The organism is Spirosoma humi (genome assembly GCF_054776575.1).
The window spans coordinates 359,379-385,173 of the sequence record NZ_BAAHBR010000002.1 but is presented as its reverse complement, the minus strand read 5'-3'; the positions used below and the strand labels follow the sequence as shown (position 1 = coordinate 385,173).

Genomic DNA, 25,795 nt, shown 5'->3' with positions numbered 1-25,795 from the left:
TTTTTACCCCTCTTTTTCGTTATATAGGTACAAAATATCCTTAAATAATAATACCATGATCATCGAGGCCCACAATCCCATTCCAGTCCTTACCCAAGGGGAAATTCAACAATATGTGGCTACGCATGAGTTTAACGAAATTGGTGAGCGGGAGTGGTTTCGGCTCATCCCTTACGGCGAGGATCTGTTTCGAACACCTAAGTACGATTTCGTATCCGGCACCCAACTGACCACGGGCGATGTGTTATGGATAGCGGTCGGGCTTAATAAAGGTTATCAGGCAAGACCCTATTCTGCTGACCCTACCTCAACTCCTGGCCTGGGCGCAATGCACTAACAAGTAACAGGTAGTCAGTGGATACTATATAAACAGGCCCGGTAAACTACCGGGCCTGTTGAGTAATAAATGCTCATGACCTAACTAATTAGCCTTACCTGTACCTGGCGATGACGAGCCAAAAACAATTTGCTGGCTAGTGGGTCTTAACAAGCAGAGCCAGGCGAATCAGCAGCTCATAATCTGTTAAGTATACCAACTATGAAAATAGGAATCATCGGGGCAGGCTTCATCGGCAGTGCCCTTGCCGGGCGGCTCACCAGCCTCGGCCATGCAGTGGTTATTGCTAATTCACGTGGCCCTGAAACCCTGAGTGAGGTGGCCAAAAAAACCGGCGCTACCCCTGGCACGGCCTACGAAGCGGCCCACTACGGTGAAATCATTGTGGTGACTATTCCGCTGAAAAACATTCCTGACCTGCCTAAAGACTTATTCGAAGGCGTGCCCGCTGACGTGACGGTCATTGACACCAGCAACTATTACCCCCTACTGCGCGATGGTCAAATACCCGAGTTGGAGAGCGGTGACCTGACCGAAAGCGAATGGGTGCAGCAGCACTTGGGCCGACCCGTGGTGAAGGTGTTCAACAATATCTTAGCTGCGGTCCTGGAAAAATCGGGGCAGCCCGTCGGCACACCCGGCCGCATTGGGCTACCCGTGGCTGGCGATGAAGCTGCCGCCAAGCAAAAAGTAATGGCCCTGGTCGAAGAACTGGGCTTTGATGCCGTAGATGGCGGTAGCCTGCACGAGTCATGGCGGCAGCAGCCCGGCACGCCGTGCTACTTGGCCGACATGCCCGCTGCTGAGTTAAGGCAGCAGTTGGCGAGCCTGGGCACGGAGCGTACGGAAACCCAACAGGCGCAGTTCCTGGCCAACCATGCTGAGCAGGAAAAGCAAATGATGGCCCAAGGCATTAAGCTGTAGCAGCCTATGCCCTGGCTTGTTTTAAGGCTGTTCGGTTAATTTAAAGCGGGCCACCGTGGCGCAGCTATTGGATAGCTGGTAGCAGCAACCGGCATCCACATTGGTAATTGTAATCAACAACGGGGTAAAAAAGACCTAAAAACGAGTTGTTCCTCTTTTTCAGGTCTTTTTTACCCCGTTGTTTTTAGATTTGCCTACGTTAAGAATTTCCTTTTTAAATACGCGTGGCATACTTCGGGATACTGTTCCTGACCAGTTCCCAAATTCGCAGGCACACGGCCCCGTCGCGCATCAGCCGATTAACCATCCGGACAGGTGGTCCCTGCGGACACGAACTACGGTAATGTTTCTGTACGCTTAAAACCCAATCGAGTTGCCACCATCAACGGGCAACGAAACACCCGTGATGTACTTGGCGGCATCGGAAGCCATGAATACAGCGGCCCAGCCAATGTCGTCGGGTTGACCAAATTTTCCCATGGGAGTCCGGCGCATGGCGCGGGCAAACCGGTCCGGATCGCCCCCCATAGCGGTTTTGCTCATGGCCGTTTCGATGAAGCCCGGCGCGATAGCATTGACCCGAACACCATTACCCGAAAACTCCGATGCCAGCACCTTCACCATGCCTTCGACCCCGGCTTTCGACGCGGCATAAGCCGCCACCCGGTCGATACCATAATAGGCGGCCATTGAGGAAATCATAATGATCGACCCTCGCTGACGCGCCATCATGCGCCGGGCGCAGGCCCGTGTCAAACTAAACACTGAGTTCAGGTTTGTGTGCACGATGCGATCAAAATCTTCATCCGTAACGTCCAGAGCCGGTTTTTTCATGTTGATACCGGCATTATTGACCAGAATGTCAATCGGCCCATGCGCGGCTTCAATCTGTTCGACTAGACCATCCAGTAGGGAGCGTTCGGTTACGTCATTGACCACATAATGCGCCTGATTACCCAGCGTGTCGGTGGCTTCCTGAAGGGGTTGCTCCCGTCGCCCCGTTAGAACAACCGTAGCCCCCGCCTGCACCATGCAGCGGGCAATATCGAAACCGATACCGCTGCCTCCGCCGGTAATAAGGGCCAGCTTGCCCGCGAGCGAAAAAACGGTCTGATTAGGTGTTAATTGCTGTTCTTCCTGCATGACTTGTATTCGGCCTCTAGCGTAATTTATAAATTTCAGATAATCGTTTTACATCGTCCAGCGTCCGGTCGGGTTTCTGAAACGGGGCCGGAATTGGTCTTCTCGAGTACGTCTGTAAGTACAGGACCCAGGAGTCCCGCCACCAGATCGCTTCCCTATGCTGGGTAGTCAGGCGACCCGTTACATCCGCAAATAGTTGCGGGTCGACCGCCGGTTTCACTTGGGCCCATTGCTTTTGCATCCAGCTTACCGAATCGGCACCGGTATAAAACTGAGTACAAAGTTCATCCCAGAGCGTTCGCCCGGTGGTCAGCTTTTTCGTCCAGGGTACATGATGAAACCACAGCAGGTAGGGTAGCGGACAGGCGTCTGGATCTTGCCAGATTTTTTGTACGTCCGGGCGATACTGAGCCAGGGCATTACTCCCCGTTGCCGTCCGGTCAAAGCCTAATCCGATGGAGTCGGCACGATGGTAATAGATGGCAGTCCAGTCAGGGCGAGGGCTTTTTTCCTGCCAGGGCTCGGGGGCAAAGTGAACGCCCGCCCACGGCCGCGAGAGGCCCAGCGGGGTATTGTAACTGACGTAAATGTCCCGTGACCGCATCATCAGATTCGTAATTGTCTTTACGGCCTTCGGCTCACTTGTCAGCGTCATCTTCACCCATTCGTCCGCAATTCCCTCCGACGACAGGGTATGATCCCAGGCCAGCCGCCCGTAGGCATACCAGTTTGCCTGCGCCATCGGATTTCCGGTCCAGTTCCGGTCAGATCCCGTGTTGGCCACACCCGCAATGGCCGTCATGGCGTACTGGTGTAAGCTGCCGTCGATCACGTTTGCCACGGTTGAAGCCGTTCCTTTATCCTTTATATGAGTATCTGAATCCAGACATTCCTTGAAGAGTGGTGCTTCATAGACCCAGTGAGTGGCGAAACCGAGGTATTCCTGCGTTATTTGAAACTCCATCGCCAGGGGCGTTCTGGGCATGTTGCCAAACAAGGGTGAGAACGGCTCGCGGGGCTGAAAATCAATCGGTCCGTTTTTCACCTGCACGATCACCTTTTTGTCGAACGTTCCGTCCAAAGGCGTAAACTCTTCGTAAGCAGCCTTGAAGCGGTCAGCATTAGGACCGTCCGGCGTTCCGCGGTCCGGCGTTCCGGTCGCCTTATACACGAAAGCCCGCCATAATACGATCCCGTCGTACGGTTTGAGGGCCTCAGCCAGCATATTGGCTCCTTCGGCATGGGTACGGTTGTAATCCTGCGGACCCGGTTCGCCTTCCGAGTTGGCTTTAACCAGAAAGCCGCCAAAATCGGGGATGGCGTTGTAAATTTCCTTGGTTTTATCGGCCCACCATTTCCGGACCTCCGGGTCGAGCGGGTCAGCGGTTTTCAGACCGCCGATGGTTTTGGGAGCGGGAAAATAGATGGATAAATAAATCCGGATGCCGTAGGGCCGAAACTCTTTAGCCAGAGCCGCTACTTTTTTGATGTACTCTTCCGTTAAAAAACGAGCGCTGGCATTGACGTTATTGACCACGGTTCCGTTGATACCCAGCGAGGCATTGGCACGGGCATAATCGCGGTAACGGGGGTCAACCGTTTCGGGCAATTCGTACCATTTCCAGAGCGACTCTCCCGCATACCCGCGTTCGATGGTGCCGTTGGTGTTGTCCCAATGATTGAGCAACCGATACTGGATGCTGGGATTGCTGGTTACGGAGAGATTGATAATGGATTGCCCCGTTTGCATTTGTCGCAGCAAGGCAAAAACGCCGTACAGCACACCCGCATCAGTCTTCCCGGAAATCGTCAGATTACCCGCCTTCCGGCTGGTTAGCTGGTAGCCATCGTTCAGTAATTTTTGAGCAGTAGCCGTCGGCGTCGCTGTGACACTTAAGACAATTCCTCCCGTTCGGTTGCCTGGACTGGTTATGATAGGAACGGATCGCCCCAACAAGCCCTGCAAGCCTGCCTGAAGCTCCTGCGCGGCCGACGTTAACACCGGGCTCTTACCCGTCAACCCGATGAACTGTGCCGAACGGGTATAGGCTTCCCGTTTAGGTGCGTCTTTAATCAGGTCATATTTGAGCCACAATCGGTAGCCATCGTCGGCAAACGAAAACGTACTGATGAGCAACAGGCAACAGACTAATCGTTTCATATTTTCGGAAATTTATGCGGTCGGCTCCTAAACATGCTGTGTCCCTAAGCTTCGTTCAATGCCCATTTCCAGGCCGCGCAATTCGGCCAGTCCCCGCAGTCGGCCAATGGCTGAATAGCCTGGGTAGGTTTTATTGTGCAAATCGTCGAGCATCTGGTGGCCATGATCGGGGCGCATCGGAATGGCTGTTTCGCCAACGCCCTGCTGCGCCCGCCGTTTCTGTTCCAGTATAATCGCTTTCACCACCGCATACATATCGACATCCCCCGCCAGATGATCCGCTTCATGGAAATTACTGGGCCGGGCCAACGTTTCGGTCGTCTCGCGCCTGGTTGTCCGCAGGTGAATGAAGTGAATCCGTTCGCCAAACCGCCGGATCATACCCGGCAAATCATTATCGGGCCGAATGCCTAACGAGCCCGTACAGAACGTAAGGCCATTGGCGGTTACGTCGCAGGCGTTTATTAGCTGAGCCAGGTCGGTTTCGGTGCTCACGACGCGGGGCAACCCCAGCAACGGATACGGGGGGTCGTCGGGATGAATGCACAGATTGACGCCAACTTCCTGCGCCACTGGAGCTACCTGCTGAATAAAATAATAGAGATTCTGGCGCAGTTCGGCATCGCCGATGGACGCGTACTCGTTCAACAGACCCTGGAACGTATCGAGGGTAAACGCTTCTTCGGAACCGGGTAAGCCCAGCAAAACAATGTTTGCTAAATCGGCAATCTGCTCGGGCGTCATTTGCCTGAACTTTTGATGAGCCGATTCACGAATGTCGGGCTCGTAGTCGATCTCGGCACCGGGTCGTTTTAGAATGCACAGGTCGAAGATGGCGAAATCTTCCCAAACAAACCGGAGCGCCCGCGAGCCGTCGGGCATCTCGTAACTCAGGTTCGTGCGCGACCAGTCCAGCACCGGCATGAAGTTATAACAAACGGTTTTGATGCCACAAGCCGCCAGGTTTCGGATCGACTGTTTGTAGGTTTCGATATAGTCCGCTCGGGACGGTCTCCCTTTCTTGATATCCTCGTGAACCGGCAAACTCTCCACCACGGCCCACTGCAAGGGAGAATACCGCTGATTATCAGCTTCAACGAGTTCGTTTCGCTCGATTATTGCGTCAACCGTCCACAACTGGCCCACCGGAATCTGGTGCAATGCCGTAACGACGCCTGCGCAACCCGCCTGCCGAATATCCATCAACGAAACCGGATCATTCGGCCCGAACCAGCGCATAGTTTGTAACATTCCCATTGTTATACGCTATTGCTTACTTTAGGTTGTATGAATGAGATGTCGGCTCCTACCCCAACAAAAACTAGTACGATTATTTCAGTTTAAACTCCCGTTTTGCAAATTCCAGAAAGACAGGCCAGTCGAGTATGTCGACATGGCCTCCTTCATGATTGCGAAAAGCCAGATCACCGTCGATAAGGGCGACATCGGGGGCGGGCATCGCGGTTGCCCCAACGCCCTTTTTGCCCAGTAACGCGTAAACCGGACTGGCCCCAACACAAGCCAGAAACTCTCCTTTCGAATCGGACCAGCTGTCTTTTGTACCACCCGTAATGAACAACGGTCGGGGTGCAATCAGCGCCATCAGGTCGTGGGCATCAACGGGCATCGCGGCCCAGTTGCCGCCATACTTCAGAAAATTCCCGGCCATCCAATGGTATTCACCGGAGCCCGCTACGTTGTCGATCGTCTCCCCATAATTGCGTTTTTCCAGCGAAGCGCCCATCGACCCGGAGCAACTGGAGAAAACGATGGCCCAGCGCGTATCCAGCGCACCGGCCAGCAGGGCCGTTTTCCCCCAACGCGAATGACCCTGAATGCCAATTTGTCTGGCGTTGATGCCGTTGTCTTTCTCAAAATGATCGAGCACCCGGCTAAGTCCCCAGCTCCAGGCCGCCAGCACACCCCAGTCGTCAGGTTTTCGGTCTTTTCCTCCGTTCATGAGGCCAATAATGCCCTCGTGCAAACCGGCTCCACTGTCCAGCTGAATGGCACCCGTATTTACGAGCGCAACGGCCCAGCCTGCATCGATCAGCTTTTCGATACTGAGCAACGGCTGCGGAAACGAACCCCACACAATGACCATCATCGGAATTTTCCCTTTAGCCTGAACAGGTCGGTAGTAGGTGACGGGAATACTGGGCGTTGCCGCCGGATACCGGGCGTTGTCAATACGGCCAAGCAGCAGTTTCCGAAGCGCCTTACCCGCCAAAACCGTACTATCGGTTCCCGTTGAACCAAACGTCACGTTGGGTGTGCTGGCGGGCGTTTTGCCGTAAATTTCCGTCAGATAATCCGTCAGTATTTCGGGTCGGCGCTGCTTCCACCAGCTAGCCGCGCTCGTCACAGGTTTGCCGTTTTTCAATACCAGCGGGTCGGGAAGTGTATAGGTATTAGCTATCGCTTCGTCGTAATTCGACCAGATGCCCCAACCCGACCGAACGTGCGTGTTACCTGCTTCATCGAACCAGTTGTTCGAGCCCTCTTTCGGTTTGAGATGCGTTGGCCGCCTGGGGTCTTCAGCGGGAGATGGGAGAGCGGGCAGTTTCAACTGGAGCTTGTCCATCATTTTCTGCCAGTCTTCCTGGCTGGCCGCCCGCATCTTATTCATATAGGCCGTCCGCTCCTCCGGCGTCATTTTCTGAAAATCAGGCGATTGAGCAAGGAGGCTACTCATTGTCAGGCCAATGATCACACAGGCATAAATCAGTGGTTGGCAGAACGAGTTGGCTGATGGACGATTTTTCATTTTTTGGTCATGTATCAGCAGGAATGGAGGCACGCATCTTACCACCCCCAACCGAAGCGTCGGCCCGGCCCCTCCTGTTTTAGGAGGGGGTTGGGGGTGGTACGTTTCTGGCTAACGGCACGAACATCTTCGTTCCCACCACTATGCACGAGTTTTCACCCGGCTGAAAACAAAGATATAGAGCATTGTCCAGGCAGCCAGATACGCCAGACCAGCAATGTAGAAAATGATGTAGTACCCTTCCGATAGGCTTCCCAATGCTTTATAATGATCCAGAATACGACCCACAATCAGGGGAAAGACGGCTCCGCCCAAGGTTCCGGCCATGGTACCCAGACCAACGACCCGGCTAATTACCTGCTTAGGAAACTGATCGGCGGCCACGGTAAAAATATTAGCCGACCACGCCTGGTGAGCGGCCACGGCCAGCGACAAAATAGCGATAACCGGCCACATACTGTTCATCTGGCTAATGAGCATCACGGGCATCACGCAAACGGCAAACAGGGCCATTGACCACTGCCGCGCCCGTGTTGGATGCCAGCCTTTGCGGATCAACATCGACGACAGCCAGCCGCCCCCCACACTACCAATCGTAGCGGCCAGATAAATGACGATCAGTGGAGCGCCCAGCTTCTTGAGGTCGAGGTGATAAATATTGGCCAAATAGGAGGGCAACCAGAACAGAAAAAACCACCAGATCGGATCGGTCAGCAGCTTGCCGCTCATGAACCCCCAGATCGCTTTGTTGGCAAAAATCGGGTATTTGACGGCAGCACCATCAATCGTATTGACCGTGGCCGCATCGCCGGCGGTGGCAAATTCGGCCGCCGTTTCCTGCGTGATGTGGGCCAGTTCAGCCGGATTAACGTGCTTATGTTTGCCCGGTACATCGTACAATAACCACCAGACCACGATCCAGATAAAACCAAGCGCACCCGTTACAATGAAGGCCATTTGCCAGCCTGCCATGAGTGCCAGCGCAGGAACGACAGCCGGTGCCGCTACCGCGCCGATATTGGCCCCGGCATTGAAAATACCAACGGCCAGCGCCCGTTCTTTCTTGGGAAACCATTCGGCCACCGTTTTAATTGACGCCGGGAAGTTTCCAGCCTCGCCGAAGCCCAGAAATGCCCGCGCAATCATGAATCCAAACGTGCTACCGGCCAGCGCGTGGCCCATAGCTGCCAGACTCCAGACCAGAATGGCCCCAACGTACCCAAGTTTGGTACCGATCCGGTCAATGATATAGCCCGCGAGCAACGTGCTGGCGCCGTAGAAAAAAGTAAAGACCGTTACAATATTGCCGTAGTCGGATTCTGTCCAGCTAAACTCTTTTTCCAGAATTGGCTTCAACAGGCTGATCACCTGCCGGTCGAGGTAGTTGATCGTTGTCGCAAAAAAGAGTAAGGCAACAATTACCCAACGATAATTACTTTTCTTCATCTGTTCGGTCGTTGCAGAACTCATGAAGTTGACTGGAGCGGGAGTGGATTTAGGCGTCAAGGCAACGATTGAAATTAGGATGAGTAATTGAATTTGTCAGGCAGACCTCCTTAAAACATGACTTCCTGCTTTAGCTACTGCTTAACCTAAGTTATTAAGCGAAATAGAAGCCGCCTTTACACAAAAAACGGTACGTCTTTGGGTGCATATTTTTTCATGCCTTCTTCGTTTATTTCGACACCAATTCCCGGCTTATTCGACAACGGAATAAATCCCTTTTCCACCATCGGGCCATCGAACGTAACGATTTCTTTGAACATGGGCTCCTCGTGAAAATAGATCTGCCACTCCAGTATCAGGAAGTTAGGCACCGATGCACACACGTGGCTTGAGGCCATAGCGCCCAGATACGACGCAACCATGTGCGGAGCAAACGGTACGTAATACAGGTTGGCCAGGTTGGCAATCCGCTGCGCTTCGCCCAGTCCGCCAGCCTTCTGCAAATCAGGCATAATGATGTCTACAGCGCCAATTTCGAGCAACTTCCGGAAACCATGACCCAGGTAATGGTTCTCACCCGCGCAAATGGGTGTGTTCGAAGCCTCGCGAATTTGCTTGTAGGCTTCCGGGTTTTCGGCCGGAATAGGTTCCTCCAGAAACAGCAGGTTCAGCGGCTCCATCATTTTGGCTACACGTCGGCCCGTTGGCAGGTCGTACTTCCCGTGCATATCGACGCAGATATCGATTTTAGGACCAACAGCTTTCCGGACACCGGCAATCTGGTTGTACATCCGCTCCAGTTCACCGGGGCTGGCCGTCCAGTTGTAGGCATCGTATTTATTGGGGTCATTGCGTTCGTCGATGTCATACTTCACGGCGGTGAACCCCATATCGACCGCTTTTTTGGCGCTCTTTCCAAAAGCCTCTCCACTCGTATCCGTTTCCCGGTAAGCACCGGTGTCGCAGTAAACCCGAATTTTATCCCGGAACTTACCACCCAGCAATTGATAAACGGGTAGCCCAAGCGCTTTGCCGGTCAAGTCCCAGAGTGCCGTTTCGATGGCCGACAGAACGGATATATACATACCCGCCTGAGCGCCTTCGAAAAAACCCGCTTTCCGCACATCTTCAAATAATCGATTGACGTTGAGTGGACTTTTGCCTTTGATGCGCTCGCCCATCATTTTCACCAGGTGATAGGTCCCGGGGGTTGCATCGACGCCCTCACCACAGCCCCAGATACCCTGATTGGTATGAATTTTAACAAACAGGCTATGCCCGTTCCGGATGTATCCGCACTTGATGTCGGTAATTTTCAGATCGGATGGCGCGGAGGAAAGCGGGGCGTTGTGAACGGCGGTTTCCAGCCCCTCCCCGAAGGTTGAGAACGTGGTTGCGGCCAAGGCACTGGCAATAGCGCCTTTGGTTAAGAAAGAACGGCGTGATGTACGGGTCATATTTTTCGAAGGGTTTGGGTTGAATTGGCCCAAACAACGGGAAGCTGTCCGGGATACGTATCCTTACCAGGTACGGGTTTTGAGGTATTCCTGAATCTGTTCTTTCGGTACGGGGAGTTCACTGACATGGGCGTTGAGCCACTGCGAAAAATCTTTCTCAATCGCATCCGACCAGCGCGAATCGATCTGACCGGGTGTGTATTTCTGTTCGCGCAGGCGCAAATGCCCGAACATATCCCGCAACCGGATTATCTCGGATGTTTTCACCACCTTCTCCGCCAAGTGGGGTGGAATAAACGCAACACCGCCATCACGGCCCAGCACAACGTCGCCGGGCATAACCATCACTTTGCCAATGCGCGTTGGGCGATTAATGCCGACCAGAGTGGTATTCAGGTTCCCCTCCGGGTTGTGGTGCGAGGGATGATAACTTCGGAAGTAAGATGTAAATCCCCCAATTTCTTTCAGGCCAGCCACATCCCGAACAGCCCCTTCGTAAACAATACCGTTGCCTGTTTTGGCATAAATCGAGTTGCCCAGATTGTCGCCAATGGTTGGCCCATCTTCGTGCATACCATACTGATCGACGACGTAGACATCGCCCTTCACCAGCATGTCAATTGGCCAGGCGTTCTGCGACTTCACGCGGCCATCTTTGGTATGTCCTTTTTCGTCCGTCACCCGATGCACATCTGGACGGCCAGGCATAAACGTTGCGGTCAGGGCACGCCCCACAAGCACACTATCGGGATTGATCGTCTGCCAGTCACCCGTGAACTGATACCGGTAATTTTCCCCTTTCATCACCGACCAGGCTTCCTCCTGCGTAACCAGTCGCATACGTTTCAGAATCGCATCGGGCACTTTAGGCCGGCCATCCGGGAAGCGTTCGCCTTTCCAGTCGGGGGTTAAAAAGATGAGTTCGTCGCGGGAGATTTGCTGGGCGAACGACATAGTTGCCTGACCGATCAGCGCCAGCAACGCCAGACAAAAGCGTACACGTTTCATAATAAACTTAGTAGTTATGACGATTTGAGGAATATGTATAAAATAAGTAACACATAGCCATATTCTACCTGCGCAAGCAAGCCTATTCCTGAAGAAGCCAGTTTCTATCGGGCAATTGGACGGCTGGATAAGTAAAGGTTGAGCGAGTTATGGTTTATATTTCGACGATTATTTTATTAGCTCGCTAACCCATGGTTTCAATGCAGAAAAACACGACTCTTTTCGCGTCGATTACTTTACTCACGTTTCTTATTTCCGGACAGCTGCATGCTCAGGACCTTCGCCCACCCGCCTATCCACTCATCACGCATGACCCCTACTTCAGCGTCTGGAGTACGACCGATAAACTAACCGATTCCCCCACCCGCCACTGGACCGGAAAACCTCAATCGCTGGAGGGTATTGTTCGGGTAGATGGTCAGGCGTACCAGTTTCTGGGTGCCGTCCCAACAAACTACGAAGCGATTGCCTCGACGGGCGAAACCCAGGCGTATCCAGCCAAATACACGTTTAAAAAACCCGATGCGGGCTGGGAAAAAGTAGACTATACGGCCACTGGCTGGACATCGGGTACGGGGCCTTTCGGAGATACACCAGAGGCTAAAACCAGGTGGACCAATAACGGCTCATCGAACGCATCGACGGATATCTATTACCGACGGGAATTCAACTACGATGGGAATGCCGATCTCTCCAAACTCGTCATGTCCATCAATCATGATGACGATGTCGTCGTTTACCTCAACGGCATCAAGATTCTGGATAAACCTGATTACCTCAACGAATATGTTTACCTGCCGCTATCGGCCGCTGGTCAGAAAGCCATTCGCAAAGGCAAGAATGTACTGGCCGTCCATTGCGTGAGTCCACGGGGGGGATCATTCATCGATGTGGGGATTTTGAACCCGATCAAGACCTCGGGGGTTACAGTCGCCACCCAAACGGGCGTGACCGTGTCGGCAACACAAACGAATTACACGTTTTCGGCCGGGCCGGTGAACCTGGCCGTAACGTTTATGTCGCCCCTGTTGCTGGACGAACTGGACATAGCGGCCCGCCCAATCACGTATGTCACCTGCGAAGTTCGTTCGCAGGACCGCAAGTCACATTTGGTGCAGGTATTTCTGAGCGAATCCGGTACCCTGGCAACCAACACCATCGGGCAGGAAGTAGTCATGAAGGCCGGCCAGGCACCCGGCCTTATTTACCAAACAGTGGGCACCGAAGCACAGCCTGTACTGGCCAAAAAAGGCGACAATGTACGCATCGACTGGGGGTATGCTTACCTGGCCGTTCCTCAGGAAAGCGGTAACCAAACCGGAAACGGGATGGCTCCTGGGCTGAAACAGGCCTTTTTGAAAACGGGGCAACTCCCCACCGACAACAAAGCATCTGTACCGGGAAACAAGCCACGGGCAGCCGCCGACGTAGCGCTGGCTACCGTACTCGACTTCGGTAACGTATCCAGGCCCGCCGAAAAGCACCTGATGCTGGCCTACGACGACTTGTATTCTGTCCAGTATTTTAAGCAGAATCTACGTCCCTGGTGGCGACGGGACGAGAAAACGACGATGCCCGCCCTACTGCAAACAGCCGAAAAAGACTACAGCCGACTTAAGGAGAAGTGCGCCAAATTTGACGACAGATTACGGTCCGATGCGAAGAAAGCGGGTGGCAAAGAATATGCTGATTTATGTGTGCTGGCATACCGACAGGCCATTGCCGCTCATAAAATTGTTGTGGGCCCGAAAGGGGAAACGTTGTTTCTATCGAAAGAGAACTTCTCCAATGGTTCCATTGGTACCGTGGATATCACCTATCCGTCGGCCCCGCTCTTTTTGTTGTACAACACAACACTGCTGAAAGGCATGATGGAGCCGATTTTCCAGTACTCGGAGAGCGGCCGGTGGAAAAAGCCTTTTGCGGCCCATGACGTAGGCACGTATCCGCTCGCCAACGGACAAACCTACGGCGAAGATATGCCCGTTGAGGAATCTGGCAACATGCTGCTGCTGGCAGGTGCCATTAGCCGAGCCGACCGCAACGCGGAATATGCCAAACAACATTGGAAGACACTGACGACCTGGGTCGAATACCTCAAAAAAGATGGTTTCGATCCATCCAACCAATTATGCACCGACGATTTCGCGGGGCATATTGCCCGAAACGCTAACCTCTCCGTCAAGGCGATTCTCGGTATTGCGGCTTATGGCCAGATGGCGGCTCAGTTGGGGGATAAAACAACGGCCGAGAGTTACCTGAAAACGGCGCGCGAGATGGCCGCAAAATGGCAGCAACTCGCCCTCGACAAAACAGTTGGTCAGAAAGAGCATTACGACCTGACCTTCGAAAATCAGGGCGATACCTGGAGCCAGAAATACAACCTGGTCTGGGATAAACTCCTGGGGCTGGATGTATTCCCGAAAGAAGTGACGGCTACTGAAATTAACTATTATCTTACCAAGCAGAAACCATACGGGCTTCCATTAGATAGCCGTAAAACGTATACCAAGTCGGACTGGATCATCTGGACGGCTACGCTGGCCAAATCTGACCGCGATTTCGAAGCTTTCGTAAAACCGGTTTGGCGGTACGTTAATGAAACGCCATCCCGCGTTCCCCTCTCCGACTGGCACGAAACGACGAATGCCAAGCAGGTTGGCTTCCAGGCCCGTTCGGTGATAGGCGGTTACTTTATCAAGATGCTGGAGGGAAAGCTGACTAAGTAGCAGTCTACCCGATTTTACGCATAAAAAAATAGCCCCATTCTGCTGAGAATGGGGCTATTTTTCCTTCAGCAAACAAATAACTAATATATTAGTTGTAAAACTAAATACTTAGTCATACCTTTCCATTGTCATAACTACTGCCACTAAAAATCATGCTAATTCGTGACCTTACCAAAGCTGAAGAAGAGATTATGCGCGTGCTTTGGCAGCTCAAAAAAGGCTTCGTGAAAGATGTACTGGCCGATTTGCCCGAGTCTGATCGGAGCGACGGACTGTCTCCCGCCAAGCCCGCCTATAATACCGTTTCGACCATCATCCGCATTCTGGAAAAGAAGGGATTGGTGGGGTATACGGCCTACGGAAAAACGCACGAATATTACCCGCTCATCTCGGAGGAGGAGTACCGCCGGTTTCAGACGGACCAGTTAATGGCCAACTACTTCGACAACTCACTCAAGAAGCTTGTGTCGTTTTTCGTACAGGACAAGAATATCAGCCTGAATGAAGCCGACGAGATTATCAAACTCCTAAATAAAAAGGCGGACCAATGAGCGCCCTTGACTATTTACTGAAAGCGAACCTATACGGTTTGCTGCTTGTCAGTTGCTACTGGATCTACTCCTTAAAAATGGAACCTATGGTCGTGCCGAAGGGGGTGTATGCTCAGTCAGATTCCACTAAGAAGCAACCGGTGAAGCTACGGGCAAAACCGGTTCAACCCGTGAAGCAAACGAGTGAAACGCGCTACTCGGCACCGGGTCATTACACCGTTACGGTACCAAGGGACAATACGCCCGGCGGAAAAGCCGATTTGATTCTGGTCAATGGCACAAAGCAAGTTGATCGGATTGGCGATGTCGATTCAAACACAATTGAGTCGATCGAACTGCTTAAAGATACCAAATCGATTGCCAGGTATAAACTTCTTTACGGCGAAAAAGCAGCCAAAGGCATCGTCATCATTCACCTCAAAGGAACGAATACGTTATGAACGCACTCCCCTATTTCCTGACGGCCAGTCTGTATCTGGCGCTTTTCTACGGTTGCTACCATCTGCTTCTTCGACGAAACACGTTTTTCGGACTGAACCGCGCTTATTTACTGGTATCGGTGATGCTGTCCCTCCTGCTTCCGTTGGTCGAATTACCGGGTGGAACAGGAAATTCACTGCCCGTCGGGGCCATTACCCTGCCGACATTTGTGGTTGGCAGTGCTTATCCTTCCTCAAGCGACGGTTTGACCACAGCACAGTGGATCTGGCTTTTTTACGGTCTCGGCGTCGTCGGTATGCTCATCCGGCTTGGGATGCATTTGCGCGCGGTGTTTGCCCTGATTAATCGGGGAATCATAGAAAAAAGGCTGGACTACACACTTGTACGATTGCCCGATGGCCTGCTGAGCCAGACGCCATCTTTCTCCTTCGGACGCTATCTAGTGCTCAATCATACCGATGCGCTTGCCCAACCGGAGGTATTGATGCGCCATGAGAAAGCTCACATTTGCCAGCGCCACACCGCCGACATACTTTTTGTGGAAGTGGTGCAGGCTGTGTTTTGGTTCAACCCGACCCTTTGGCTCTACAAACATGCCTTGCAGGAGGTTCATGAATTTCTGGCCGACCGCTCGGTTCTTCAAACACCCCAGCCTGATTATCCGCGCCAGTTGGTAGCCTACGCTCTCAGCATTCCGTCCGCTGCCTTAACTACCCCTTTTGTTTCTAAATCAACCCTTAAACAACGTATCGTTATGTTACAAAAACCGCAAACGCACCGCCGGGCTTTACTCAGCTATGCCCTCGTGTTGCCACTGGCTGCCATGCTGACTATGTGTACCCAATCGGAGCAGGACCAGGCTGCACCCACCACGGTCGAAGCCTCCGCCCGCAAACCTGTGGAGGGCGAAGTGTTTACAGTTGTTGAACAGTCGCCGGAGTTTCCGGGCGGAATGCAGGGTCTTAAAACCTATATGGAAAAGAACCTGAAATACCCTGAAGCCGCCGAAAAAGCGAATGTTCATGGACGGGTATTTGTTAGTTTCATTGTGACAAAAACCGGCGAAATTACCGATGTACAACTCCTGAAAGGTATAGGCTACGGTGCCGATGCCGAAGCGGTGCGGGTAGTACAGAATATGCCTAAATGGACACCGGCCCGGCAGAACGGCCAGCTTGTTAATGTGAAGTATCATCTGCCAATCAATTTCCAGGCGGATGAGGCATCGCCAGCCCCGAGCGAATCAGCATTTAAAGGGATATCGGTATTCAGGGTTGATGGAAAGCCCGTTACCGAAAAAGAATTTAAGGCTATTTCACCGGACAAAATTGCCCGAATGGATGTAGACACGCCCAACAAAACCGTTTCCATTACCACCAAATAATCTCTATTGACCCAGGTAGTTTTATTAGTACGTGCCCTGAAGCTTACTACTAAGCTTCAGGGCACGTACTTTTTGCCCCCAAATGAACCAGAACACTTAGTCATTCATTACTACTAGACAATTGTTCCCTGGCACTAATGAATCGCATCCTGTACTGGTTCCGTAACGACCTTCGTCTGCACGACAATGAGGGATTTGTTCGCGCCCTCGAAGACGCCGATCAGGTACTGCCCGTATTCGTGTTTGACCCACGCTGGTTTACACAATTCGCCCAACTTGGCTTTCCTAAAACAGCGGTTTTCAGGGCGAATTTCCTGATTGAAAGCGTTGCTGATCTTCGGCAGTCGCTTCAGGACAAAGGCGCCAACTTGATCATCCGAATGGGAAACCCTGCCGATGTTCTGGCCGAACTTGCCAGTGAGATCGGCGCATCGGCGGTCTACACGAGCAAGGAGGTTACGCAGGAAGAAACTGACGCAGAGTCGAAATTGAGTAACAAACTCAAACCCCTCAATATCGACATTAAATTCTTCTGGATGAGCACGCTTCACCATGTCCGGGACTTACCGTTTACGATCTCGCGGCTACCCGACGTGTTCACGCAGTATCGGCATCAGATCGAGAAAAGCACTAGGGTTCGTCCAGTGATTCAACCGCCGGAAGTTGTATCATTCGTCCCCGATGTGCCGCCGGGCGATATCCCGACACTGACAACCTTTGGTTTTGATCGCGCCACCCAGCAACAGGTCGAACAACCGGATGCACGCCGGGCAATAGCATTCAAGGGGGGCGAGCAGGTTGCGCTTGACCGGCTAAACCACTACCTATGGCAAACCGATCTGATTATTACGTACAAAGAAACCCGCAATAGGCTCCTCGGCGATGACTATTCGAGTAAGTTTTCGGCCTGGCTGGCCAACGGATGCCTGTCGCCCCGAATGATTTATGCCGAAGTAACGCGGTATGAAAACGAGCGGGTTAAGAATGAGTCGACGTACTGGCTGATTTTCGAGTTGATGTGGCGGGATTTTTTTCGCTTCATCGCTCTCCGGTTCGGCACCCGCATCTTCAAACGGAGTGGCATTAAACATGATCTCAACCGAAAATTCATCCAGGATGAAACGCTCTTTCAGCGCTGGGCAGAAGGCCGGACTGGTATCCCGTTTATCGACGCCAACATGCGCGAGTTGAATGCCACCGGCTTTATGAGTAACCGGGGCCGACAGAATGTAGCCAGCTTTCTGGTTAGCGACCTCGGCATTGACTGGACCTGGGGAGCGGCTTATTTTGAAAGTAAACTCATTGACTACGACCCATGCAGTAACTGGGGCAACTGGAACTATGTAGCCGGTGTGGGCAACGACCCACGCCAGTTCAGCAACGGGCAACCACGTTATTTCAACATCTATAGTCAGGCGACACGGTACGACGAGCAGGGTAGCTACGTCAAGCACTGGCTCCCGGAATTGGCTCAGGTACCCGCCGATCAGGTACATCTCGTTTCGAACCTGAGTGCTGCTCAGCAGGAAGCATACGGCGTGGTGCTGGGTATCGATTACCCGTTTCCGGTTGTGGATCCGACCAAGTGGGTAACTAAGCCCTCACCATAGCCGTCCGATTAGGCTGATTCCCATCTCCATGACTCGTGAGGACAAGAACTATGGAGATGGCTTCATTAAACGAGGTTTTGAGAAACCTCGCCTGCCAGTTTTAATAAACTGACAGCACGGACATATGCCTTTTATAAATTCTTCTCAATAAAATTGGTCATCATCTGGTAAAGATGCAGGCGCGTGTTGCCGCCATAAATACCGTGATTGCGGTTTGGGTAATAAAATGACTGAAACTGTTTGCCCGCGGTAATGAGCGCATCCTGGAAGGCAATAGAATTTTGAAAATGCACATTATCGTCACCGGTGCCGTGAATGAGCAGATACGGCCCGCGTAGTTTGGCCGCGTGCGTAACGGGTGAATTATCGTCATAGCCCGATGCGTTTTCCTGCGGCCGTTTGAGGTAACGTTCGGTGTAAATCGTGTCGTAGAAGCGCCAGTTCGTCACGGGCGCTACCGAGATACCCGCCTTGAACACATCCGCGCCCAACGTCATGCAGAGGGCGCTCATGTAGCCGCCATAACTCCAGCCCCAGATGCCAACCCGAGCCGGATCGACGAAGGGCAGCATCTTCAGGCCACGCGCAGCGGCAATCTGATCCTCGGTTTCAAGCTTGCCAAGTTGAGCGTAGGTAGCCGTACGAAAGGCAGCACCGCGCGCGCCCGTACCCCGCCCATCGACCGACACAATAATATAGCCTTTTTGCACCAATGTCTGGTACCAGAAAAAATCGCGGCTATCCCATTCATTTTTAACCGTTTGCGAGCCGGGTCCGCCATAGACAAACATCAGAACAGGGTACTTTCTGGTACCTGTACTGTCGAAATCTGTTGGTCGGATCATCCAGCCATTCAACGGCGTGCCATCGGCAGATTTGGTCTGAAAAAACCGTTTTGGCGCTAACGTGTAGGTTATCAAACGGGTTTTCAGGGCTTCATTCGACTCCAATACGCGCTGATCTTCAAGCGTTTGGGTGCTCCGCAGCCAAACCATTACAGGAGCATTGGCCGACGTGTGGTACAACAGATAGTACGAGAAATCAGGACTAAAATTAGCCGTATACGTACCGGCTTCGTTTGTAAGCCGCTGCTTATTCTGTCCATCCAGCCCGATACGGTACAAATGTCGGTCGAGTGGCGAAGCCTCCGTAGACGTAAAAAAAACGGTGCCCGTCTTCTCGTCGACGCCCGATACGGTAGCTACCTCAAAATTGCCCGATGTAATGGGCTGAATGAGTTTACCGCTCATGTCGTAGCGATACAGATGCTTGTAGCCACTGCGCTCACTGCTCCAGAGGAACGATTTACCGTCGTTCAGGTACAGCAGATCATCGGTAAACTCCAGGTCAACATACGTAGGGCTGGTTTCGGTTAAGACCGCTGTCGCCTGCCCGGTAGTCGCGCTAACGTGCAGTAAATCAAGCTTATTCTGTAGGCGATTCAGCCGCCGAACCGAGAGCAGCGCTGCGTTTTTTGTCCATTGAATCCGGGGCAGATAACTATCCATCTCGGTACCCGTTTGTGCCTGTACTTTTCTGCCCGTCAGTACATCGGCAATCCAAACCGTTACGACCGAATTGGCTTCACCCGCTTTAGGATATTTGAACCGGTACTCGACCGGATACAACGTGCCCCAGAGCTGCATATCGTACTCGGGAACACGGCTCTCATCGAATCGGATCCAGGCCAGACGCTTGCTGTCGGGCGACCATTCGAAGGCGCGTGCCATGCTGAATTCTTCTTCGTACACCCAGTCGGCCCCACCGTTGATGATCGCATTCTGTTTGCCATCGGTTGTCAGCTTCGTCTCTTTCTTCGTGCCAAGATCAACGACAAACAGATTGTTATCGCGCATGAACGCAACGCGTTTGCCATCGGGCGAGAAGGCCGCATGTTGTTGTTTTCCACCTTTACTCAAAGGTACCAACTGTTTCGTACCCAGGTCATAGACATAATATTCGGCTTTGCTCGACCGACGGTAAATAGGTTCTTCCTGCGTTGTAATGAGCAGTTTTCGCTCGTCCGCCGACAACTGGTATCCATCTACCGTAACGTTTTTATTACTTCCCGACACGGTTGCCTGCCGGGCGTCGAAAAGCGTTTCTACCGGTGCACCGGTGGTGATGGTGAACCTGGTAATTTTGCCATTATCAAGCGTAGTATAAAAACCGCCGGTTTTCATCCAGTTGACAGCTTCCACAGTCCGCTGGTTGAACACGCCCTGGTTGCGGCCCCAGATGTCATCGAGCGATACCGCTTTCGGAGTTTGACCGATGGCCGGAAACGCAATAACGAGCCAGAAGCTTATTCCAGTCAAGAAACGCCGGATTTTCATGGTTTTAGTTTTTAGTAAATAAAACGGTTCGCCATTGCAAGGACGAACCAACGCAACGGCGAACCGTTCTGTATAGATTGACTTTATTTTACTGTTTCGGCGGGAACGCTGCCGGGCAACAAACCCTTCCGTTTCAGCAGGGCGTCGGTGAAGCGCAGGTCGTTGTCGCTTGTAAAAATGGTAAAGGGCATATACAAAAACTGCGCTTTCGACAGGCCTTTCGTAACGGTTCTGGCAATCCAGTTAGCCTTTACATTGGCCATGGCTTCGGCATTGTCCAAAAACAGGATATACGCGTCTTTGTCTTTGATAACGCTATCGATCTGGCTCCACTTCAGAATGCCACCTTCCTTAGCGTTGATGCGCATTAAAATCTGACGACTATCAATTTCATAAACGTATTTTTGAAACAAGGCTTTGCTCTGTTCCATTTGCGCAATCCCCGTAATCTGAACGGCCCAGAAAAGTACGTACAGAATAGTGAGCAACACAATGACGATATAAATCCAATAATTAGGATATACGTTCGTCAGGTTCAGCACCACGTTCAGCACAATAAGTGCCAATGGCACAAAGGCCCATTTCCAGTTATCTTTTACCCACTGCCGAAGGGCGATATTGATATACGTTTTTTGGTCTAACGCGTATTTTTTAGTCTTAACAATCATAGTACCTCTACATGAAAGTGCAAAGATAAGCGAAAGATATAGGATGTACGATATAGGAGATAGTGCTGCGACACTCATCCTGCATCACTTTACTCTTTTCTGAAGTGTAGCGCATTGATTGTGTATTGGCGATCGGGCGTCTGGCGCATCAGAACGTAAACCGAGAAGACCTCTCCTCCTGTCTCATAGGTACCCGTGCTGTATCGAAGTTTATCCGACGCCCCGCGATAGACGAACTGGAAACGGTGGGGCGGGTACTTACGAAAAAAAGAACGCAGAATCAACTCGGCATGGGTGGCCTGCAGAGCCTGAAATTCAACGTTTTCGGCATCAATGATCAATTCTATCGTTTTTGCAAAACGCGCTGATAACCGACTGGCATCGCCATTTCGTAATGATGTACCCACCGTTTGGGTGATATCAGTTGCGGAGGAGACCTTTTCGGAAGACACGCAGACCAAAAGACTGAAAACAAAACTAAGGAGCATGTTCATAGAGGGCGAAAACCACACTGGCTTTCCTCCACTAATGGCGAAAATTGTGCCAACTAAATACCTACTGATAGTTCATTGGCTAATGGCTTTTTCTCCATCTTTGCACCGTCAAAAATTTCGTTGTTCACGCATGCATACTGTCCAGCCGACGCTTATCCTGAATGCAGAGCAGATCCGTCAGAAAATAAGACGGATCGCTTTCCAGATTTATGAGAATAACTTTGAAGAACCAGCTTTATTATTGGCGGGTGTTTCGGGTGAAGGATATGTGCTGGCACAGGCCCTGGCAAGAGAATTGCAGGCTATCGCTCCGTTTACAGTCAACCTGCTTAAACTTAACCTCGACAAGACACAACTGGCTCAGCCCATCGTGCAGGCCGACCAGCCCGCCACCGCGTATACCAATACGGTCGTGATCGTGATCGACGACGTTTTGTATACCGGCCGTACGCTGGCGTTCAGTTTACAGCCTTTCCTGACGGTGCCGGTTCACAAGCTGCAGGTTGCCGTTCTGGTAGACCGAAATCACCCCCGCTATCCTGTTTCTGCTGATTACAAAGGGTATGAGCTAAGTACAACCCTCACCGAACACGTTGATGTGGTTCTTAGCGATGAAAGCCGAATGGGCGTTTATTTAACCTAGCAGACCCAACAAGCAACAGGAGATAAACTACTGAAAATCAACAATTTTAATCGCCAGCCATTTATCTCCTGCACTGTAATTCGTCTGCAGCTTACATCACGCTCTTGTACTGCGAACGAGCCCTACGCCGGCAAAAAAGAAAATACCGCCCAGAATGACATACACGAATGAGGACTGAGAAACACCACCCTTTGTGAAGTCGATTCCGCCGTAGACAAGCCCGATCAAACCGACAAGTGTTAGAATGATGCCCAATATACTTTTAGCATTCATACGCCGAGTTTTTAGTGAGAATGATAGGTTACCGGTTGAATAACTATCGTCAGCCAAAATCCTCCCGGAAATTATCTTTTCCGGCGAACGCTTTACTCCAGAAGCACCATAATATCCTCCTTCGTCAGCGACTTCATAAAGTTTTCTTCGGTCGTAACCAGGCTCCCGGCAAGCTGCTGTTTAGCCCGTTGCAGCGACAGGATTTTTTCTTCGACTGTGTTTTTGGCAATGAATTTATAGGTGAACACCGTTTTTGACTGCCCAATTCGGTGCGCCCTGTCTACGGCCTGGGCTTCGATAGCCGGGTTCCACCAGGGGTCCAGAATAAACACATAGTCGGCAGCGGTCAGATTGTGGCCCAGACCACCGGCCTTCAGGGAAATCAAAAACAGCTTTATCGAATCGTCGGTCTGAAATAACGCCACCTGACTCTTGCGGTCAACCGTGGACCCATCCAGATACGCGTACTTGATATTTTTCTCTTTCAGATACTGCTGAACGACGTTCAGGTGTTTGATAAATTGACTAAATACCAGCACCTTATGATGTTCGGTCATGGCCGTTTCCAGTCGCATCAGCATATCATCCAGCTTACCCGAGTCGCCTTCGTAATCGGCATCGACCATGCGCGGGTGATTGGCAATTTGCCGAAGTTTGGTTAATCCCTGCAAGACGATCATCTGCGATTTGGCAATACCTTCTTCTTCGATCCGTTCCAGAATCAGGTTCCGGTAGTAGGATTTTGCTTCCTCATACTGGGCCGACTGATCGGGAGTCATATCGCAATACAAGACAGTCTCTACCTTGGCTGGCAGATCGGTGGCGACTTGTGCTTTGTTTCGCCGGAGCATAAACGGCTTGATCAGCGCGTATAATTTCCCGGTTTTCGCTTCGTCGTGCCGCTTCTCGATCGGAATCTGAAATTCATTCCGAAAGAATGACTGACTGCCCAGCAGACCGGGATTGATGAACGACATCTGCGACCAGAGGTCCATCGTGCTGTTTTCAAGTGGCGTACCGGTCAGAATAAGCCGGTGGCTCGTATTGAGCTGCATCACCGCCTTTGTGATGTGCGACGATGGGTTTTTGATCGCCTGCGACTCATCCAGAATAACGTAGTTGAAGCGGTAATCGCTCAACAGGTCAATATCAATACGGACAATACCATACGAGGTTAAAATCAAATCATACCCGTCGAACTGAGCCGTATTCTTTTCGCGGTACGTACCGGTATACACCATTACGCGCAGATCGGGCGTAAACTTCCGGGCTTCCAGTTCCCAGTTGTACAGTAGCGAGGTCGGCATAACCAGCAGGCTTGGTCGGGCCGCGTTCGGCTCCGTTGCGCCCGCTTCTTTCTGGCCCTGGAGCATGGCCAGCGTCATCACGGTTTTACCCAAACCCATATCATCGGCCAGGCAGCCACCAAACCGGTATTGCCGCAGGAAATTCATCCAGTCATATCCTGCCTGTTGATAAGGCCGCAAGCTTCCGTTGAAGCCTTTGGGTAACGGAAATGGCTCTATCTCTTCGAAGTTCCGTAATCGTTCGAGTTTTCGGCTGATGATGGTCGTCGCCAGATTTTCCCGCTCCAGTTCCTGTACCAATGCCAGATGGTATTTCTGCAACACCAGTCGGTCATCATTGTCGATACCGCCCGCCTGTTCCAGAAAACCAAACAGTTCAGAATATTTGGTAAACCAGGCATCGGGAATAACTGCTATTTCGCCATTGGGTAGTGTAAACTCATGTTTCTTGTTGAGAATAAGCGTTCGCAGCGTCAAAAACGGAATCTCAAACTCACCGAAACGAACATTGGCATAAATATCGAACCAGTCGCGCCCTTCTTCAATAGATACCTTGATGCTCGAGTAACCCAGGAAATACCGCTTTTGGTCCTGTGCATCCTGCCGAAGTAAAAAGCCGGCCTCCTGAAGTTGACTATTGTTGTTCGAAAGCCACGTGAAGGCTTCAGCCTTCGACACGGCCAGCCTGCCATGCCGTAAATCCAGGCCTGCCTCTTGTAGAAAGGAAAGCTTGTTGCGCTCCAGACGTTGGTCCCGGCGTATTTTGTGGAAAATGTAGTCGTCGTTTTTCTTCTCCAGCCGCACATTGGCCGACGCTCCTGACCCATCGAACCGGAACATGAAGTCGCCGTATTGAAACGACAGATCGAACACAATACGCTGGTTGGTTCCCTCCTCGCTATCGCCCGCATCCGGGCCACCCTGAAACATGGGAACTGCTATGGAACGACTCGACTGAACCATTTCCGAAACCGTCAGAACAGGCACCGGCTCGACGGCTTCGGTGCGAATATCAAACCCTTTAGCATATACGTCATACGAAGCGATCAGGGGCGTAACGAAGCGCTCGTAGTATTGCTGCTCAATGTTTCGGGGAATAACAATATGGTTTTTCGTAAAGAACGGCCGTAGTTTTTTACCATCTACGTTCTTACTAAAATGATAAAGCTTATTGCCGACCATCAGGTAAGCAGGTTCATCACAAATCATCAGGGCATCTTTAAACTGGAACTCGACCCGCTCGGTTTCGCTGGTCTGGCCATCTTTCGCTCCGCCCTCACGTGGAGTGACCGGATAGCGGATGATCGGGAAATAATGCGTCGACTCGGCATTGCGGACAAAGTGAAAATGCACACGGGCGGGTTCGGGCATCCAGACGATGGGCTCCCAGGCGGGATTACCATCATTGCCCATAATGTAAAAGGGCCTACCCGGCAGCAACGCCATTATTTTAGCCTTGACCGTTTCCAGGTGTCCGCCAATCGTTTCCTGAATAAGTTTGTCGCCCTTCTGCGGGTCATATATTTTCAGAAAGAAATCGACTGCAGGTAACTTCTTGCTGTTGAACTTCTTAACAATAAAATCCTGCTGAATGGTATCAATCAGTTTGACCAACTCGAAGTCCCGTTCATCCAGTCCCTTGGCAAACTCGCTAACGTTTTGAGCCGACAGGGTTTGATTCTGTAAAGTCAGCTCGCCCTTACTGTTGCGCTGCACCACAAAAGCCTCAATCAGATAACCCAGAAATTCGTGATCCAGTAACGAATACACGATTTGAAACGGCTGCAAAGGCGATACTTTCATGATAACAATATCGTTCAGGCCAGCCCCTTAGGGTTGGTCAGAACGTCGGGAATAGGTGAACAATTTCAGAAAAGAAACTGCGTGGATATGATGGCTGATAAGTGAAGAAAGACCAATCAAAGCTACTCATAATGAGCTACTTATGCATCATCTACATTTATCAAAGGTGTCAAATATACGAATCAAAACAAAATGTACAAGTGAGAATTTGACAAAATCAGTAAATGGGAAATTCCAGTAGCCGATCGGGTGAAACGACGTAAAATAGGACGAGAAAAGTAAAGCGATCAACGAGACCGCCACTTACTCATAA

The 25,795-nt window shown here is 51.6% G+C and carries 20 protein-coding genes; 8 read left to right on the top strand and 12 right to left on the bottom strand.

All coding sequences use genetic code 11. The features are described from left to right. Positions 1-55 precede the first annotated feature (55 nt). Positions 56-337 (top strand): hypothetical protein, encoded by a 282-nt coding sequence (locus tag ACYU8Y_RS03430; RefSeq protein WP_460934220.1) that lies wholly within the window; start codon positions 56-58, stop codon positions 335-337. A gap of 183 nt (positions 338-520) precedes the next feature. Beyond that, positions 521-1,261 (top strand): NADPH-dependent F420 reductase, encoded by a 741-nt coding sequence (locus tag ACYU8Y_RS03425; protein WP_460934276.1) that lies wholly within the window; start codon positions 521-523, stop codon positions 1,259-1,261. 357 nt (positions 1,262-1,618) lie between these two features. On the opposite strand, the gene ACYU8Y_RS03420 is transcribed toward ACYU8Y_RS03425, so the two are convergent. From ACYU8Y_RS03420 to ACYU8Y_RS03390, 7 genes are all read right to left on the bottom strand, one after another. Then, complete coding sequence (locus tag ACYU8Y_RS03420) at positions 1,619-2,404, bottom strand: SDR family NAD(P)-dependent oxidoreductase (RefSeq protein WP_460934218.1); 786 nt, start codon at positions 2,402-2,404, stop codon at positions 1,619-1,621. Positions 2,405-2,420: 16 nt separating this feature from the next. Next, the gene (locus ACYU8Y_RS03415; protein WP_460934216.1) at positions 2,421-4,565 is read right to left on the bottom strand and encodes an alpha-glucuronidase family glycosyl hydrolase; all 2,145 of its coding nucleotides are present in this window, start codon (positions 4,563-4,565) and stop codon (positions 2,421-2,423) included. A gap of 27 nt (positions 4,566-4,592) precedes the next feature. Next, a complete protein-coding gene (gene uxuA / locus ACYU8Y_RS03410; protein ID WP_460934214.1) occupies positions 4,593-5,822 on the bottom strand; it encodes a mannonate dehydratase in 1,230 nt (409 codons plus the stop codon). Positions 5,823-5,895: 73 nt separating this feature from the next. Further along, on the bottom strand, positions 5,896-7,332 hold the full coding sequence (locus ACYU8Y_RS03405) for an alpha/beta hydrolase family protein (RefSeq protein WP_460934212.1): 1,437 nt from the start codon (positions 7,330-7,332) through the stop codon (positions 5,896-5,898). 141 nt (positions 7,333-7,473) lie between these two features. Beyond that, positions 7,474-8,802, bottom strand: a complete 1,329-nt coding sequence (locus ACYU8Y_RS03400; RefSeq protein WP_460934210.1) for an MFS transporter — start codon at positions 8,800-8,802, stop codon at positions 7,474-7,476. A gap of 152 nt (positions 8,803-8,954) precedes the next feature. Then, positions 8,955-10,235, bottom strand: a complete 1,281-nt coding sequence (locus ACYU8Y_RS03395; protein WP_460934208.1) for a mandelate racemase/muconate lactonizing enzyme family protein — start codon at positions 10,233-10,235, stop codon at positions 8,955-8,957. Positions 10,236-10,298: 63 nt separating this feature from the next. Next, complete coding sequence (locus ACYU8Y_RS03390) at positions 10,299-11,243, bottom strand: RraA family protein (protein ID WP_460934206.1); 945 nt, start codon at positions 11,241-11,243, stop codon at positions 10,299-10,301. A 200-nt stretch (positions 11,244-11,443) separates the two neighbouring features. Here ACYU8Y_RS03390 and ACYU8Y_RS03385 point away from each other — a divergent pair, with 200 nt between their 5' ends. The 5 genes from ACYU8Y_RS03385 (at position 11,444) to ACYU8Y_RS03365 (ending at position 17,958) form a co-directional block, all read left to right on the top strand. Continuing rightward, positions 11,444-13,972, top strand: a complete 2,529-nt coding sequence (locus tag ACYU8Y_RS03385; protein WP_460934204.1) for a glutaminase family protein — start codon at positions 11,444-11,446, stop codon at positions 13,970-13,972. A 152-nt stretch (positions 13,973-14,124) separates the two neighbouring features. Then, on the top strand, positions 14,125-14,523 hold the full coding sequence (locus ACYU8Y_RS03380) for a BlaI/MecI/CopY family transcriptional regulator (protein ID WP_460934202.1): 399 nt from the start codon (positions 14,125-14,127) through the stop codon (positions 14,521-14,523). Continuing rightward, positions 14,520-14,963, top strand: coding sequence for a hypothetical protein (locus ACYU8Y_RS03375; RefSeq protein ID WP_460934200.1), 444 nt, complete (start codon positions 14,520-14,522; stop codon positions 14,961-14,963). The genes ACYU8Y_RS03380 and ACYU8Y_RS03375 overlap by 4 nt, the downstream gene beginning before the upstream one ends. Next, entirely contained in the window at positions 14,960-16,348 is a 1,389-nt protein-coding gene (locus tag ACYU8Y_RS03370; RefSeq protein ID WP_460934198.1) for a M56 family metallopeptidase, read from the top strand. Before ACYU8Y_RS03375 ends, ACYU8Y_RS03370 begins: the two co-directional genes overlap by 4 nt. A 137-nt stretch (positions 16,349-16,485) precedes the next feature. After that, positions 16,486-17,958, top strand: coding sequence for a DASH family cryptochrome (locus tag ACYU8Y_RS03365; protein ID WP_460934196.1), 1,473 nt, complete (start codon positions 16,486-16,488; stop codon positions 17,956-17,958). A 131-nt stretch (positions 17,959-18,089) separates the two neighbouring features. Here the strand turns inward: ACYU8Y_RS03365 and ACYU8Y_RS03360 are convergent, their stop codons facing one another. The 3 genes from ACYU8Y_RS03360 to ACYU8Y_RS03350 all read right to left on the bottom strand — a co-directional run bounded on the left by ACYU8Y_RS03360 (position 18,090) and on the right by ACYU8Y_RS03350 (position 21,450). Next, complete coding sequence (locus ACYU8Y_RS03360; protein ID WP_460934194.1) at positions 18,090-20,294, bottom strand: S9 family peptidase; 2,205 nt, start codon at positions 20,292-20,294, stop codon at positions 18,090-18,092. Positions 20,295-20,377: 83 nt separating this feature from the next. Further along, positions 20,378-20,962 (bottom strand): YcxB family protein, encoded by a 585-nt coding sequence (locus ACYU8Y_RS03355; protein WP_460934192.1) that lies wholly within the window; start codon positions 20,960-20,962, stop codon positions 20,378-20,380. 89 nt (positions 20,963-21,051) lie between these two features. Then, complete coding sequence (locus ACYU8Y_RS03350; protein WP_460934190.1) at positions 21,052-21,450, bottom strand: DUF4783 domain-containing protein; 399 nt, start codon at positions 21,448-21,450, stop codon at positions 21,052-21,054. Positions 21,451-21,586: 136 nt separating this feature from the next. Here ACYU8Y_RS03350 and ACYU8Y_RS03345 point away from each other — a divergent pair, with 136 nt between their 5' ends. Then, positions 21,587-22,099, top strand: coding sequence for a phosphoribosyltransferase family protein (locus tag ACYU8Y_RS03345; protein ID WP_460934188.1), 513 nt, complete (start codon positions 21,587-21,589; stop codon positions 22,097-22,099). Between the two features lie 96 nt (positions 22,100-22,195). On the opposite strand, the gene ACYU8Y_RS03340 is transcribed toward ACYU8Y_RS03345, so the two are convergent. Continuing rightward, positions 22,196-22,372 carry a hypothetical protein gene (locus ACYU8Y_RS03340; RefSeq protein WP_460934186.1) on the bottom strand — a complete coding sequence of 59 codons (177 nt, stop codon included), beginning with the start codon at positions 22,370-22,372 and terminating at the stop codon, positions 22,196-22,198. Between the two features lie 92 nt (positions 22,373-22,464). Continuing rightward, on the bottom strand, positions 22,465-25,482 hold the full coding sequence (locus ACYU8Y_RS03335; protein ID WP_460934184.1) for a DEAD/DEAH box helicase: 3,018 nt from the start codon (positions 25,480-25,482) through the stop codon (positions 22,465-22,467). Positions 25,483-25,795: the final 313 nt, after the last annotated feature.